This is a genomic window from Bordetella sp. N, assembly GCF_001433395.1.
In the GTDB taxonomy this organism is placed as follows: Bacteria; Pseudomonadota; Gammaproteobacteria; order Burkholderiales; family Burkholderiaceae_B; genus Bordetella_C.
Window position 1 is genome coordinate 4,681,861 of the sequence record NZ_CP013111.1, and the last position, 14,649, is coordinate 4,696,509.

A 14,649-nucleotide genomic window follows, 5' to 3' on the forward strand; every position below is an offset into this window, starting at 1 on the left:
TCAAAGCGCGCTTCACAGAGGCAGGCTGATTCCATACGACTGTTGCAGGGTTTTACTGATTTCCTCACGCGACGGGCGATGATTCTGAGGACCACGGGAGGCGATCTTGATGGCGCCCATCACATTGCCCAGGCGGCAGCAGTCCAGCCAGCTCCAGCCCAGGCTCAGGCCGTACAACAAACCCGCGCGATGCGCGTCGCCGCAACCGGTGGGATCCACTACCTGTGCCGCCGCGATCGGCGCGATCTGCTGTTCACCTTCCTTGGTCCACAGGCTGGCACCCTCGCCGCCCCGCGTGACGATGGCGGCTTGCAAGCCCCGTGCCAGCTCAGCAATGCTGCTGCCGGTGCGCTGCTCCACCACGCCGGCCTCGTAGTCATTGACCGTCAGCACCGACGCCCATTGCAGCATGCGGCGCAGGTCGTCGCCGTCGAACAGCGGCATGGCCTGGCCCAGGTCGAAGATGAAGGGAATGCCGGCGGCGTGCAGGCGTTCGGCGTGCGCGAACATGCCTTCCTTGGCGTCCGGCGCCACGATGGCCCAGGCGGCCTTGGCGTCGCTGACGTCGTTTTGCGCGGAAAAGCTCATGGCGCCGGGGTGGAAAGCGGCGATCTGGTTATCGTCCAGATCGGTGGTGATGAAGCATTGCGCGGTCAGGGTATCGGGAACCACCTTGACGCGGCTGGCGTCGATCTGCAGGGTCTTCAGGCGTTCCAGGTAATCGCCGGCATCCTCGCCCACGGTGGCGACGGGAACCGGATTGCCACCCAGCAGCTTGAGGTTGTAGGCGATGTTGCCGGCGCAGCCGCCATATTCCTTGCGCATCGACGGCGTCAGGAACGACACGCTCAGGGACTGCACGCGCTCAGGCAGGATGTGTTCCTTGAAGCGGCCTTCGAAGACCGCGATGGTGTCGAAAGCCATCGAGCCGCAAACCAGCACTGAAGATGCCATGGGAAATCCTTTATTCGTTATTCGGAAAAATCAGGGAAAGAATTTGTCCAGCTGGTAGCCATTGACCTGGGCACCGGCCACTCGCAGCGGGACGCTGATGCTTTGTTCGCCATTCGCGGGGAAAGCGGCACGACCGCTGGCCGGCAGCGTCGCCGGCAGGTAATCCTCGGGACGCAGTACTTTGCGCACCACCACGGTATCGGAAAGGTCGGTCAGTTCAAGCACCAGGGCCGGCCAGGGCTGGGGCTTGTCATAGCGGTTACGCAGGGTGACGCTAAGGACCAGCCGGCTGACACCTTCTTCGGTGGCGGCCGGTCCGGACGGGGGCTGCAGTGAGGATGCCGTGATTGAAATGCGTTCAATGCGGCGCGCATAACCGACGTCGCATCCCAGCGCGTTGCAGGCGCTCTGCAAGGCCGGGCGCAAGGCCGGTACGGCGGTGGCCAGTGCTGACCGGTAAACATAGATGCCCTGCAGGCCCAGGACGATAAGCGCCAGCAGGCAGCCGACCGCCCACAGGCGGCGGATCAGGGCAATCTTGCGCAGCCGCGCTTCGTCCATGAATACCGGCGGCGCCATGCCCGCGTCGACGTCATCGTCGTAGCGGGTGCGGGCTTCGCCTCTGACGGACACATGCGCGGTGGGGTCGGGATCCTGGTCTTCGACGCCGATACGGTGAGCATCGCCGGGGTAGATGTGGACGGCGCCGTGCAGGTCGTCGTCGTACTGATCGTCCGAGGGGTCGACATAGATCGGCCGCGGGCGCTGGCGCATGACTTGGGGATTGTCTTGCGGGGCGGCGGAGATGGCGGGGGCATCGATATCCTCGTCATCGTCGAGCGGCTCGTCGTCGTCCTGGTCCGCAGGTTCCGGGACCACGAAGGACGGCTCCTGCCGCCGGGTGTCGCTGCGGCCGCGCAACACGGCCGGGGTTTCCGACGGGGCAGACGAGGATGCCATCGGCGGTAATGTCGGCTCCTTGGCCCACAGGTGGGCATCGGAGATGTCCTCACGGACGGGGGCCGGCGCCGCCGCGGGCCGCGCGGCTGGCGGCACGGCCCGCGGCGCGGCGGGCGTCGTGGCCCACGGGGGCGCATCGGACATCTCTTCCCGCACCGGCGCCGGGGTCATGACAGGCGGCGGCACGGGCGCCGTCGGCGGGGTTACCTGTTCCCTGGCCCACAGGTGGGCATCCGAAATATCTTCGCGTACCGGGGCCGGAGCCGCGGCCGGCGGGGGCACCAGCGGCACGACAGCCGGGGGCACGACCGGCGCGGGCGGTGGCGGTACGACAGCCGGGGGCGTGGGCGCCAGGGTGGGCATCTCCTCGTCGACGATGGCCTGGTAGCCGTCGAAGACGCGCGTGCAGACACCGCAGCGCACCAGTCCATTGCGCACCCGCAGTTGATCCGCCACGACCTTGAAGGCGGTTCCGCAATGGGGGCAGCGTGTGGTCAGAGCCATGGCGCGCGTTCCACTTCAGGGTCTATCAGGCCCGACGGCCATGCAGGCAAACCCAACCGTCCAGCGCGCGCCATACCGACATCTTCAGGTATTTGGCATAGACCGCGCACACTTCCTCGGCCTGGCGCTCCAGCACACCCGACAGCACCAGCGATCCCCCAGGCGCGACACGGCCGCTCAACAAGGGCGCCAACACTTTCAAGGGATTGGACAAAATGTTCGCCACCACCACGTCGCTGACGTCGTCAGGCATGGCGTCCGGCAGCATGGCAGCCAGTTCGACCTGGTTGACGCGGGCATTGTCCAAGGTGGACTGCACGGCCTGCTCGTCGATATCGACCGCCAGCGTGCGCCCGGCGCCAAGCTTGCGCGCGGCAATCGCCAGAATGCCCGAACCGCAGCCGTAATCCAGCACCGTGGCAGCAGCCGGCAACTCGGCTTCCAGCCAGGCCAGGCACAGATGGGTGGTGGGGTGGCTGCCGGTACCGAAGGCCAGACCGGGATCCAGTTCGATATGAATGCCGCCGCCGGCATCCGGCGCCTGATCCAGGCCGGGCACGGACGGATCGTCGCGATGCCAGCTGGGCACGATCCAGATGCGATCGGCAATATGAATAGGTCCGAACTGGGCCTGCGTCAGACGCACCCAGTCCGCATCCGGCACGTCACGCAGGGACCAGCCCTGGAACGCGTCGGCGTAATCATCACCGAGGATGCCTGCGACTTCCTCGATGATCTGCGCCGGATCGGCGCCGTCGGGCAGCAGAGCCACCACTTGATTGTGCTCCCAGGCCTGGACGTCCGGCTCGGTGCCGGGCTCGCCGAACAGGGGCTGTTCCTGGTCGGTGTCGCGGTCCGCGTCCTCGACCGATACCGACAGCACGCCGGCTGCCAGCAATTCATCGGACAAGGCCTCGGCCTGCGCCTCGGGGCAATGGAGCACAAGCTCACGCATGATGGTCTTCCGTCTTGATTACTAAACGCCCCGATAAAAAACAGGGCCCTCTCAGGCCCTGATTGTAGTGGCAGCGCTCAGGGACGTTGCGAGAGCTTGTGCTCCAGGTAGTGGATGCTGGTGCCGCCTTCGATGAAGCGGGCATCCTGCAGCAACTCCCGGTGCAGGGGGATGTTGGTGGAAATGCCTTCGACCACCATCTCCGACAAGGCGATACGCATGCGGGCCAGGGCCTGCTCGCGATCGTCGCCATAGGTGATGACCTTGGCGATCATCGAGTCGTAGTTGGGCGGCACGAAATAGCCGTTGTAGGCATGCGAATCGATGCGCACGCCAGGGCCACCGGGCGTGTGCCAATTCGTGATGCGGCCAGGGCTGGGCACGAAACGGAAGGGATCTTCGGCGTTGATGCGGCATTCCAGGGCATGTCCCTTGAACTGCACATCACGCTGACGCAGCGTGAACTTCTCGCCGGCGGCGATGCGGATCTGCTGCTGAACCAGGTCGATACCGGTGATCAGCTCGGTCACCGGATGCTCCACCTGGATGCGGGTGTTCATCTCGATGAAGTAGAACTCGCCGTTCTCGAACAGGAATTCGAAGGTACCGGCGCCGCGATAGCCGATCTTGCGGCAGGCGTCGGCACAGCGGTCGCCGATGCGCTCGATCAGGCGGCGGGGAATGCCGGGGGCGGGCGCTTCTTCGATGACCTTCTGGTGGCGGCGCTGCATGGAGCAGTCGCGCTCACCCAGCCAGACGGCATTGCGGCCACCGTCGGCAAGGATCTGGATTTCCACATGGCGAGGGTTCTCAAGGAACTTCTCCATATAGACTTCCGGGTTGTTGAAGGCCGCGCCGGCTTCCGAACGCGTCATCGTGACCGCGTTGAGCAGGGCCGCTTCGGTATACACCACGCGCATGCCGCGGCCACCGCCGCCGCCTGCCGCCTTGATGATGACCGGGTAGCCGACCTCGCGCGCGATGCGCATGATCTCTTGCGGATTGTCGGGCAAGGCGCCTTCCGAACCCGGCACCACCGGTACGCCGGCTTCGATCATGGCGCGCTTGGCGCTGACCTTGTCGCCCATCAGGCGAATCGAGTCAGGACGCGGGCCGATGAAGACAAAACCGCTCTTTTCGACACGGTCGGCGAAGTCGGCGTTCTCGGACAGGAAGCCGTAACCGGGGTGGATGGCCTCGGCGTCGGTGACTTCCGCCGCCGAGATGATGGCCGGCATGTTGAGGTAGCTTTCGCGCGAGGGGGCCGGGCCGATACACACGGACTCATCGGCGAGCCGGACATACTTGGCTTCGCGATCGGCCTCGGAGTGCACGACAACGGTTTTTATGCCCAGCTCGCGGCAAGCGCGTTGTATGCGCAGCGCGATCTCGCCGCGATTGGCGATCAGGATTTTTTCGAACATGGACGCTATCGCTATCAGCCGATGACGAAGAGGGGTTGGCCGTATTCGACGGGTTCGCCGTTTTCGACCAGGATTTCCTTGATGACGCCGGACTTGTCGGCTTCGATCTCGTTGAGCAGCTTCATCGCTTCGATGATGCACAGCGGATCGCCTTCCTTGACAGTCTGGCCGACGTCGACGAAGGGCGCCGAACCCGGATTGGGCGAACGATAGAAGGTGCCGACCATGGGCGCCTTCACCGCGTGGCCCTGCACCACCGGCGCGGCCGGGGCGGCGGCGGCGGGTGCCGCGCCAGCAGCGGGGGCCGCGGCCATGACAGCTTCGGGCGCGTGGTAGGCCACGGGTTGCACGGTCTGGGAGAACTTGACGATGCGAACCTTGCCCTCACCTTCGGTGATTTCAAGTTCGGCAATGCCCGACTCGGCCACCAGGTCGATCAGGGTTTTAAGTTTTCGGAGGTCCATGAAGCTGCTTCCCGGTGTTTGACGGCATGCGCCCGTGTGGAAATGGGTGCCGTACGCTTTGGTGGAGATAAAAGCCTGAAAATGTCGCGGTTCAGTGCCGCGCCGCATACCGCAGAGCGGCTTCATAGCCGTCCGCGCCCAGGCCCGAAATAAGTCCCACGGCCAGATCCGACAAATAGGAGTGATGCCGGAAGGGCTCGCGCTTATACAAGTTGGACAGATGAACTTCAATGAAAGGGATGGCAACCGCGGCCAAGGCGTCGCGTACGGCGACGCTGGTGTGCGTGTACGCGGCGGCGTTGATGACGATGAAGTCGGTGCCGTCCTGGCGCGCCGCTTGAATGCGGTCGACCAGGTCCCCTTCATGATTGCCTTGCCAATGCCGCAGCTCGACACCTAGCTCGGCCGCGAGGGCGAGGAGGTTGTCGTTGATCTGGGCCAGAGTAAGACTGCCGTAGATTCCCGGCTCACGGGTCCCCAACAGATTCAGATTCGGGCCGTGCAAGACCAGTATGCGTTGCGCCATTGCTGCTTTTCAGTCCCGCGCGCTCGCCGATGCCCCGCTGATGCAAGGCAGCCGGTTGCGCCTGGACTTCTGTTTGAAAAAGGTAGAGAAAGTACGGATACAGAAGGTACTTGAGAACTGTGCTTATACCCGGTGCTTACACCCGGTGTTTACAAACACGGCGTCACCAGGACGCCGACACTGCAGGCAGGTTAATCTGCCGCGAAAATCACCAATAAGGCAGCTTTTTACGACAAATCTCTTTATTTGTCTACGGTCGATACAGCTGGAAATCACGCACCGAGTGCCTTGAGCCTGGCGCTGAGATCATCTTCCTTTACCGTGCCTAGAACTTTATGGCTAATCGCGCCATCTTTGTCTAAAAGCACGCTAAACGGCAGGCCGCCAGGGCCGTTGCCCATGCCGCGCATCAGGTCTATGGCGCCCGGACCCGCCACCAGCAGTGGGTAGGATACCGGCACTTTGGCCACGAATCTGCGCATATTGTCGGCAGTATCCACACCGATGCCCACGAACTGGGCTTGCGGGTGCAATTTGCTCAGCGCGTCGAGGGCGGGCATCTCCTTGACGCAGGGGGCGCACCATGTTGCCCAGAAATTGACCAACAGGGGCTTGCCCCGCCAGTCGCCGAGCTTGTGGCTGGCGCCGTTCAAGTCGGGAAACGGCCGGGTCAGCAGGTCATGCGTGGCGCCGCCGGCATCCGCCGCGAAGGCGACCGGCATGTAGCGCGCCAGCCAGGCCGTGCTTGCCAACGTAAGCGTGCGCAAGAGAAAGGTGCGTCTGTCCATGCCCGTGATATTACCCATTACCAGCCGCTATGACACCTGCCACTAAAAAACCAAAATCGAGGACACCGCGTAGCCGGGCTAAAGAACTCAGAGATCGAGGACACCGCGGAGCCGGGCTAAAGAACTCAGAGATCGGGGACACCGCGGAGCCGGGTCCCCCGGTCCGCCGGTGTCGCCCCCTGGGGGGCCCGCGTAAGCGGGTACGGGGGGGCCTACCTACGGGTACGGGGGGGCCTACCTACGGGCACGGGGGGGCCTACCTATACAATTAGCCAAGGAGAAAAACCTTCATGCATCTGCACATTCTTGGCATCTGCGGCACCTTCATGGGCGGCCTGGCGCTGGTGGCGCGCGCGGCCGGCCACACCGTCACCGGCTGCGATACCGGCGTCTACCCTCCCATGAGCACCCAGCTGGAGGAGCAAGGCATCGCGCTGACGGAAGGCTACGGCGCCGACCAGATGGCGCTCAAGCCCGACCTCTACGTCATCGGCAATGTGGTCACCCGCGGCAATCCCTTGATGGAAGCTATCCTGGAGTCCGGCGCGCCCTATGTGTCCGGCCCCCAGTGGTTGTGCGAACACGTCCTGGCTGGCCGCCACGTACTGGCGGTAGCCGGCACGCACGGCAAGACCACCACCAGCTCGATGCTGGCCTGGATCCTGGAATTCGCCGGGATGAAGCCGAATTTCCTGATCGGCGGCGTGGCCAACGACCTCAAGGTGTCGGCCCGCTTCGACCCGCAAGTTCCCTGGTTCGTCATCGAAGCGGACGAATACGACACCGCCTTCTTCGACAAACGGTCCAAATTCGTTCATTACCGCCCCCGCACGGCCATCCTGAATAACCTGGAATACGATCACGCCGACATCTTCCCCGATCTGGCCGCCATCGAGACCCAGTTCCATCACCTGGTCCGCACCATCCCCGCCGGCGGCCGCATCGTGCTGCCGCAGGCCGATGCGGCGCTGGACCGCGTACTGGCGCGCGGCTGCTGGACCCCTACCGTACGTTTCGGCGACGGCGCCGCCAGCCAGGACGGCGCGGGATGGGAAGCCGGCAATCCGGATGAGGACGGCGGTTTCGAGGTCCGGCACCAGGGCCGCAACGTCGGCCGGGTCGGCTGGAACCTGACCGGCGCGCACAACCGCGCCAACGCGCTGGCGGCCCTGGCGGCCGCCGAACACGTAGGCGTGGACAGCGCCACCGGCGTCGCCGCCCTCTCGGCTTTCGGCGGCGTCAAACGGCGGATGGAATTGCGCGGCACGGTCCGGGACATCAAGGTCTACGACGATTTCGCCCATCATCCGACCGCCATCGCCACCACCCTGGAAGGCCTGCGCCGCCAGGTGGGGCCGGCGCGCATCCTGGCGGTCCTGGAGCCGCGCTCCAACACCATGAAGCTGGGCGCCATGGCCGATCGCCTGCCGGCCGCGCTGGCCGACGCCGACCTGGTGTTCTGCTTCGGCGCCAGCAGCGGCAAGCATGCCTTGGGCTGGGATCCCGCCAAGGTGCTGGCGCCGCTGGGTGACCGCGCCAGCAGCCACGACGACCTGGACCCGCTCGTCCACGCCGTCACACAGGCGGCCCGGCCGGGCGACCATATCCTGGTCATGAGCAACGGCGGCTTCGGCGGCGTGCACGGCAAGCTGCTGGCCGCGCTGGAGACAGCGACCGCTGCCGGTGCGACGGCCGCCCCACGGAAGCAACCATGATCCTCTACCTGCACGGCTTCCGGTCCTCGCCCTCGTCCTTCAAGGCCCGCCTGATGGCGCAGGCCATGGCCGACCGCGGCCTGGCGGATGACTGGCGCTGCCCGCAACTGCCCGCCAGCCCGCGCGCGGCCATCGAACTGGCCACGGCCCTGGCGCAAGAGCTGCTGGAACGCGGCCGCGCCCAGGCAGGTAGCGGCAAGGATTTCAGCCCGCGCAACCTGACGGTGATCGGGTCTTCACTGGGCGGCTATTACGCCGGCTGGCTGGCGGAGCAACTGGACTGCCGGGCGGTGCTGCTGAATCCCGCCGTGCACGCGCCGCGCGACCTGGCCACCCAGGTCGGCGCGCAGACTATGTATCATTCGGGCGAGCCTTTCGATTTTCGGCCGGAATACGTCGCGGAACTGGCCGCCATCGAGGTTGCCCGTCCCACGCAACTCGACCGCTATTTCCTGGTCGCCGCCACCGGCGACGAAGTGCTCGACTGGCAGGAGATGCGCGATTTTTATGCCGGCAGCCGCCAGACCATCATTCCTGGCAGCGACCACGGCATCGCCGATTTCGGAAAATACCTGCCGGAAGTCCTGGAATTCGCGCTGGGGGATAGACACTCATAGCGCGGCACGGCCGGGCACGTACGCGTGTCCGTGCATGCCAGGATTTCCATAGCTGTACATATATAGATAGATAAGCAACGCCGGGCCAGCGCGCCCGGCGCCTGACAAGAACCCAAGCATACGCGCGCGGACACTCGCGAGCCGCGCCCTCAGACAGACCCTGACCATGCACGTGTTTTACGAAGACGACGGCGCTTTCAAAGCCGGCCGCATCATGTCCGAAACGGACGCCAGCCTTCAGGTTGAAGCAGACTCCGGCAAACGCAGCAAGATCAAGCGGGCCAATACGCTGTTCACGTTCGACAAGCCGGAGCCCACCGAACTGCTGCGCCAGGCCGAAGCCGCCGCGGCCGACATCGACCTGCAATTCCTGTGGGAATGCGCGCCGCAGGAAGAGTTCGACACGCCGGCACTGGCCGCGGACTATTTCGGTCACGCGCCCTCGCCGGTGGAGCAGGCTGCCCTGCTGATGCGCCTGCACGGCGCGCCGGCCTATTTCCATCGCCGCGGCAAGGGCCGCTATCGGCCGGCGCCGCCCGACATCCTGGCGGCCGCGCTGGCCGCCATCGAGAAGAAACGCCTGCAGGCCGAACAGCAGGAACATTGGGTCGACGACATGGCCGCCGGCAAGCTGCCGGACGATATCCGCGCCGCCGCCGAGAACCTGCTGATCCGTCCCGACAAGAACACCCAGCAATGGAAGGCCCTGGACGCCGCCTGCGCGCGCCTGCACAAGACGCCCGAGCGCCTGCTGCTGGAACTGGGCGCCTGGCCCCATGCCCTGGCGCTGCACCAGCGCCGCTTCCTGGCGGTGAACTTCCCGCGCGGCACCGGTTTTCCCGACGTCGCGGTGCCCCCCGTCGAAGTCGAGCTGCCGCTGGCCGATGCGGAAATCTATTCGGTCGACGACGTCACCACCACCGAAATCGACGATGCATTGTCGGTCACCGAGCTGGATGACGGCCTGATCCGCGTGGGCGTGCACGTGGCCGCGCCGGGCCTGGCCGTGACGCGCGGCAGCGAGCTGGACGCAATGGCGCGCGCGCGCCTGTCCACCGTGTACATGCCGGGCGACAAGATTCCCATGCAGCCGGACGCGGTGATCCAGGCGTTTTCGCTGGACGCCGGCCGTGAAGTCCCCGCGCTGTCGCTCTACGCCACCATCAACCCGTCGACCGGCGAAGTGGTCGAATCGGTCAGCCGGGTCGAGCGCATCGTGGTGCGCGAAAACCTGCGCCACAACACGCTGGACGGTGAAGTCACCGAAGCCGCGTTGGCGGATCCCGAGGCAGCCCTGCCCTACGCGCACTGGCTGCGGCCGCTGTGGCGCGCGGCGCTGGCCTTGAGCGCCAAGCGCGAGGAAGTGCGCGGCAAGCCGGAAAACAACAATCGCGTCGAATACAACTTCTACCTGGACGGTCCCGCCGACAACCCGGATACCCCGGTGCGCCTGGTGCCGCGCCAACGCAACGCGCCGCTCGACCGCATGGTCGCGGAGTTCATGATCCTGGCCAACAACCTGTGGGGCGGCCTGCTGGCCCAGCACGGGGTGCCGGGCATCTACCGTTCGCAACAGGCCGGCCGCGTCCGCATGAGCACGCAGCCCGCGCCGCATGAAGCGATCGGCGTACCGCAATATGCCTGGAGCACGTCGCCCCTGCGCCGTTACGTCGACCTGGTCAACCAGTGGCAGCTCATCGCCACGGTCGACAACGGGGTGTCGGCGCGCCTGGTGGCGCCCTTCAAGCCCAAGGACGCGGACCTGTTCGCCATCATCGGCGCCTTCGACGCACAATATTCCGCCTGGGCCGATTTCCAGAATTCGATGGAGCGCTACTGGTGCCTGCGCTGGCTCAAGCAGCAGAACGTCACCCGCACCACGGCCAGCGTGCTGCGCGACGATCTGGTGCGGCTGGGCAACGCGCCGCTGGTCGTGCGCGTGGGCAATATGCCGGCCCTGGAGCGCGGCACCCAGGTGATCATCGACATCCTGGGTACCGACGAGCTGGTGCTGGAAGCGGAATGCCGCTATGTCGGCGAAGCGGCGCCGGCGAATGCGGTGGATACGGCGGCGGATACGGCGGAGGATGGGGCCGAGACCCCGACGCCGGCCGCCTGAATGTAATACCCACGCGCCGGTGAGCTATCATCGGCGCGTGCGGCAAAAACATGCCCCAAGGGGAGACAACATGCGCATCCTGCTCGTCGAAGACAACCTCGACCTTGGCGATGCGGTCGAAAGCAAGCTACGCAACGCGGGCCACAGCGTGCAGTGGGTGCGCGATGGCGAATCCGCCTTGCAATGGACTCGCCACGAGACCTGGGACGCATTGGTGCTGGACATCATGCTGCCGGGCAAAAGCGGCTTCGACGTGATCCGCGAGCTACGCGCCAATGGCCTGGAAGCGCCGGTGCTGGTGGTCACGGCCCGTTCCGAAATCGAAGACAAGATCGACATGCTGGACCTGGGCGCCGACGACTACCTGGTCAAGCCCTTCGACCTGCGCGAACTGGAAGCCCGCCTGCGCGCGCTGATGCGGCGGCCCGCCGGCCGCACCACCAGCGTGGCGACCTACGGCAACCTGGCGCTGGACCTGGCCGGCCGCACCGCCGTCATCAACGGCGCGCCGCTGGACCTGGGCCGCCGTGAATTCCGCCTGCTGGAGATCCTGCTCAGCCGCCAGGGCAGCACGGTCGCCAAGGAAAGGCTGATGAGCCAGCTGTTCGACCTGGACGATGTGTCCCTCAACGCCCTGGAACTGCTGATCTCGCGCCTGCGCAAGAAGCTGGCGGCGTCATCGGTGGACATCGTCACGGTGCGCGGGGTCGGCTACCAGGCCCGCATCAGCGAGAGCGTCGCGGCTTGATCGAGCGCCGCGCTGCCGGGCGCCGTGTGTCCATACACGGCCGCATTTTCATGATGGGCCTGCTGTTGCTGGGCTGCACGTCTATCGGTGTCGCCCTGTTCCTGCACCACGATGCCCGCCGCGCCGCGGACCGTGCTTTCGACCGGATTCTGGCCGCGTCCGCCTTGACCATCGCGGGTTCAGTGCGCATCGGCGAAAGCGGCATCGTGGTCGAGCCGCCGCACGCCGCGCTGGCCATGCTGTCCGGCATGGACCGCGCGTTCTATTCGGCGCGCGGCCCGGACGGCGCCGCCATCACGGGTTATGACGATCTGGCATGGGCCCTGGAACCGGCGCGCTCCGCCAGTCCGTCTTACCACGATATCGAGTACCGGGGCGAACCCGTGCGGGTCGTGACGGTGGGCCGTCTGGTAACCGTGGGGCCGCACGCGGGCTGGGTCACCATCCGTGTCGCCGAAACGCGCGACGCGCGCAACGCATTGACCACGGAAATCTGGCGGCGCGGCATCACGCCGCTGCTGATCATCGTGCCGCTGGCGCTGGCCTTGCTGTGGTTCGGCCTGCGCCGCGCCTTCGCGCCCTTGACGGCGATGGAGCAGGAATTGAGTCGCCGTGAACCCGATGACCTGCGGCCGCTGGACACGCCGGCGCCGCGTGAAGTCACGCGCCTGGCGGAAGCGTTGAACGGCGTGATGCCACGGCTGGAAAGCGCCATGCGCAACATCAACACACTGGTGGCCGATGCCGCGCATCAGGTTCGCACTCCCCTGGCATCCTTGCGCGCGCAGGCCGAGGTCGCGATGGAAGAGACCGACCCCCAGCGCCTGCATGAACGCGTGACGCGCATCCATCAGAACGCCACCCTGGCCAGCCAGCTGGTCAGCCAGCTGCTGATGGACGCGACCATCACCCACAGGCTAGGCATGCGGGGCACCGCCAGCGTGGGCATCGCCGAGATCGTCAACGACACGCGCAACCATATCGGCCCGCTGGAAGCGGCGCGGCTGCGCATCTTCATCGCGCCGGAAGTGCGCCGCGCGCGCGTCACCGGCGATCGCGTGGCCCTGCGGGAGATGCTGCGCAATCTGGTCGACAACGCCTTGCGCTACGCCGCGGACGGCCCGATCGAAATCAGCGTGACGCCGGTGGCGGCCCTGCGCGTGGCGATCACCGTCAACGACCAGGGCCCGGGTATCCCGGAGCATGAGATCGAGCGGGTGCAGGAGCGTTTCCAGCGCGGCAGCAGCGGCGCGCAACAGCCGGGATCCGGCCTGGGGCTGGCCATCGTGCGCACCGTGGCGCAGGCCCATGGCGGCGCGCTGTGGCTGCAAAACCGCCCGGCCGGCGGCCTGGCGGCCAAGGTGATCCTGCCCCGCGTCAAGCCGACCTACAAGAAGTCCGCGTTGATGGTGGCGGCCGCCGTGGCCGGGCTGCTGGCGGCGGCCTCGCTGCCCGCGCCGGTACACGCGCAGGACGCCGGGCCTGTCTACAACATCCAGGGCAAGCTCACAGTCAGCGAGGGCAACGTGGCTCCCGCAACGACCGGGGACCTGGCGCAGCCGGTGCCCGGGCAGGGTTGCGGCAAGGAGCCCGTCATCACGAATTACCCGACCGCCACACCCGGCGATCCGGTGCTGACCATCGCCGGCACCACCGACACGGCGACGATGAGCGGGCTGATCCAGTCCTTCCAGAATGCGCATCCTGGTGTCGCCGTGACCTATCGGGAAATGGGCAGCCGTGCCCTCTACGATGCCGCGGTGGCGGGCCACCTGACGGACACCGACGTGTTGATGAGCCCGGCGACGGATCTGCAGATCAAATTGGCCAATGACGGCTACGCGCTGCGCTACGACAGCCCGCGCACGGCGGGCATGCCGGACTGGGCCACGTGGCGCAACGAAGTCTTCGGCTTCACCATGGAGCCGGTGGTCATGGTCTACAACCCGCGCCGCTACACGGAAGCCACGGCGCCGCGCTCGCACCAGGCCTTGCTGCGCCTGCTCGAAAGCGGAAACGCCGCGTTGCAGGGGCGTGTCGGCACGTATGACCTGACCCGCAGCAGCGTGGGTTATCTGCTGGCCGAGCAGGACGAACAGGTTTCATCCGACTTCTGGGGCCTGGCCCACGCGCTGGGCCGCGCCGGCGTGCGGCGCGCCGCCTGCGGCCGCGACATCCTGGACGCGATCGAACGTGACGAGCTGGACCTGGGCTACAACGTGCTCGGCTCGCATGCGCTGGCGCGCGTGGCCGCCGGGGCGCGCATCGGCGTGGTGTTTCCGCAAGACTACGAACTGGTGCTGACGCGTTCCGTGCTGATCGCGCGCGCGACCCGCCAGCCGGCGCTGGCCCGCAAGCTGGTCGACTGGCTGCTGGCGCCGGCCGGCCAGGCCGCGGTCGCGCGCTATCCGGGCCTGGGATCGCTGATCGCCGGCACTCCTGGCCCCTGGACCGCCGACGGCGTGCTGACGCACAGCCCGGGCATCGTGCAACCCGTGCCCATGGGCCCGGGCCTGCTGGCCGGCCTGGACCGCCAACGGCAGGCACGCTTCATCCGCAACTGGACCCGGCTGGTGGGCGATACGCCGGAAAGCGCGCTGGCCCCCGTGCCCGCGACGCGCGCGCCTTCCGCGTACGCGCGGCCCCTGGACTGAGGCCTGCCAGCGGCCGGCGAGCAGACCGCGGCGGCGGCCATGACCCCGTCCCCGATAGCGGTGCCGATACCCGTCCCCGCCCCCTGTCCCGCCCATGCACAGTACGGACTGCTATCTGTCATTGCCCGACAAGATGACGACAGGACGGCGACAGTATTGCAAACATAAGATGCCGCTCAGACGACGAAACAGTCGCCTCGAACAATTCCAATATCGGAGAG

12 protein-coding genes are annotated in these 14,649 nt (G+C 66.4%); 5 read left to right on the forward strand and 7 right to left on the reverse strand.

Annotated elements, in window-relative coordinates:
* Positions 1-12 precede the first annotated feature (12 nt).
* From ASB57_RS20135 to ASB57_RS20165, 7 genes are all read right to left on the reverse strand, one after another.
* Positions 13-954, reverse strand: a complete 942-nt coding sequence (locus ASB57_RS20135; RefSeq protein ID WP_057653825.1) for a carbohydrate kinase family protein — start codon at positions 952-954, stop codon at positions 13-15.
* Between the two features lie 30 nt (positions 955-984).
* Positions 985-2,418, reverse strand: a complete 1,434-nt coding sequence (locus ASB57_RS20140) for a DUF3426 domain-containing protein (RefSeq protein WP_057653826.1) — start codon at positions 2,416-2,418, stop codon at positions 985-987.
* Between the two features lie 25 nt (positions 2,419-2,443).
* On the reverse strand, positions 2,444-3,373 hold the full coding sequence (prmA, locus tag ASB57_RS20145) for a 50S ribosomal protein L11 methyltransferase (RefSeq protein WP_057653827.1): 930 nt from the start codon (positions 3,371-3,373) through the stop codon (positions 2,444-2,446).
* Between the two features lie 77 nt (positions 3,374-3,450).
* Entirely contained in the window at positions 3,451-4,797 is a 1,347-nt protein-coding gene (gene accC, locus ASB57_RS20150; protein ID WP_057653828.1) for an acetyl-CoA carboxylase biotin carboxylase subunit, read from the reverse strand.
* Positions 4,798-4,811: 14 nt separating this feature from the next.
* Positions 4,812-5,261 (reverse strand): acetyl-CoA carboxylase biotin carboxyl carrier protein, encoded by a 450-nt coding sequence (accB, locus tag ASB57_RS20155; protein WP_057653829.1) that lies wholly within the window; start codon positions 5,259-5,261, stop codon positions 4,812-4,814.
* Between the two features lie 91 nt (positions 5,262-5,352).
* On the reverse strand, positions 5,353-5,787 hold the full coding sequence (gene aroQ / locus ASB57_RS20160; protein ID WP_057653830.1) for a type II 3-dehydroquinate dehydratase: 435 nt from the start codon (positions 5,785-5,787) through the stop codon (positions 5,353-5,355).
* A gap of 272 nt (positions 5,788-6,059) precedes the next feature.
* Positions 6,060-6,575, reverse strand: a complete 516-nt coding sequence (locus ASB57_RS20165) for a TlpA disulfide reductase family protein (RefSeq protein ID WP_057656299.1) — start codon at positions 6,573-6,575, stop codon at positions 6,060-6,062.
* 290 nt (positions 6,576-6,865) lie between these two features.
* On the opposite strand from ASB57_RS20165, the gene mpl reads away from it, so the two are divergent.
* The 5 genes from mpl (at position 6,866) to ASB57_RS20190 (ending at position 14,428) form a co-directional block, all read left to right on the forward strand.
* Positions 6,866-8,290 carry a UDP-N-acetylmuramate:L-alanyl-gamma-D-glutamyl-meso-diaminopimelate ligase gene (gene mpl, locus ASB57_RS20170; protein ID WP_057653831.1) on the forward strand — a complete coding sequence of 475 codons (1,425 nt, stop codon included), beginning with the start codon at positions 6,866-6,868 and terminating at the stop codon, positions 8,288-8,290.
* Positions 8,287-8,907, forward strand: coding sequence for a YqiA/YcfP family alpha/beta fold hydrolase (locus tag ASB57_RS20175; RefSeq protein ID WP_057653832.1), 621 nt, complete (start codon positions 8,287-8,289; stop codon positions 8,905-8,907). Before mpl ends, ASB57_RS20175 begins: the two co-directional genes overlap by 4 nt.
* A 166-nt stretch (positions 8,908-9,073) precedes the next feature.
* Entirely contained in the window at positions 9,074-11,026 is a 1,953-nt protein-coding gene (locus tag ASB57_RS20180) for a ribonuclease catalytic domain-containing protein (RefSeq protein WP_057653833.1), read from the forward strand.
* 70 nt (positions 11,027-11,096) lie between these two features.
* A complete protein-coding gene (locus ASB57_RS20185) occupies positions 11,097-11,774 on the forward strand; it encodes a response regulator transcription factor (RefSeq protein ID WP_057653834.1) in 678 nt (225 codons plus the stop codon).
* 50 nt (positions 11,775-11,824) lie between these two features.
* Positions 11,825-14,428, forward strand: a complete 2,604-nt coding sequence (locus tag ASB57_RS20190) for an extracellular solute-binding protein (protein ID WP_082622035.1) — start codon at positions 11,825-11,827, stop codon at positions 14,426-14,428.
* Positions 14,429-14,649 lie beyond the last annotated feature (221 nt).

Excerpts from the sequence above, each read along its gene's own strand:
- accB (WP_057653829.1), bottom strand. The coding sequence starts at position 5,261 with ATGGACCTCCGAAAACTTAAAACCCTGATCGACCTGGTGGCCGAGTCG.
- aroQ (WP_057653830.1), bottom strand. The coding sequence starts at position 5,787 with ATGGCGCAACGCATACTGGTCTTGCACGGCCCGAATCTGAATCTGTTG.
- ASB57_RS20140 (WP_057653826.1), bottom strand. The coding sequence starts at position 2,418 with ATGGCTCTGACCACACGCTGCCCCCATTGCGGAACCGCCTTCAAGGTC.
- ASB57_RS20190 (WP_082622035.1), top strand. The coding sequence starts at position 11,825 with ATGATGGGCCTGCTGTTGCTGGGCTGCACGTCTATCGGTGTCGCCCTG.
- mpl (WP_057653831.1), top strand. The coding sequence starts at position 6,866 with ATGCATCTGCACATTCTTGGCATCTGCGGCACCTTCATGGGCGGCCTG.
- ASB57_RS20165 (WP_057656299.1), bottom strand. The coding sequence starts at position 6,575 with ATGGACAGACGCACCTTTCTCTTGCGCACGCTTACGTTGGCAAGCACG.
- ASB57_RS20135 (WP_057653825.1), bottom strand. The coding sequence starts at position 954 with ATGGCATCTTCAGTGCTGGTTTGCGGCTCGATGGCTTTCGACACCATC.
- ASB57_RS20180 (WP_057653833.1), top strand. The coding sequence starts at position 9,074 with ATGCACGTGTTTTACGAAGACGACGGCGCTTTCAAAGCCGGCCGCATC.
- accC (WP_057653828.1), bottom strand. The coding sequence starts at position 4,797 with ATGTTCGAAAAAATCCTGATCGCCAATCGCGGCGAGATCGCGCTGCGC.
- ASB57_RS20175 (WP_057653832.1), top strand. The coding sequence starts at position 8,287 with ATGATCCTCTACCTGCACGGCTTCCGGTCCTCGCCCTCGTCCTTCAAG.
- ASB57_RS20185 (WP_057653834.1), top strand. The coding sequence starts at position 11,097 with ATGCGCATCCTGCTCGTCGAAGACAACCTCGACCTTGGCGATGCGGTC.
- prmA (WP_057653827.1), bottom strand. The coding sequence starts at position 3,373 with ATGCGTGAGCTTGTGCTCCATTGCCCCGAGGCGCAGGCCGAGGCCTTG.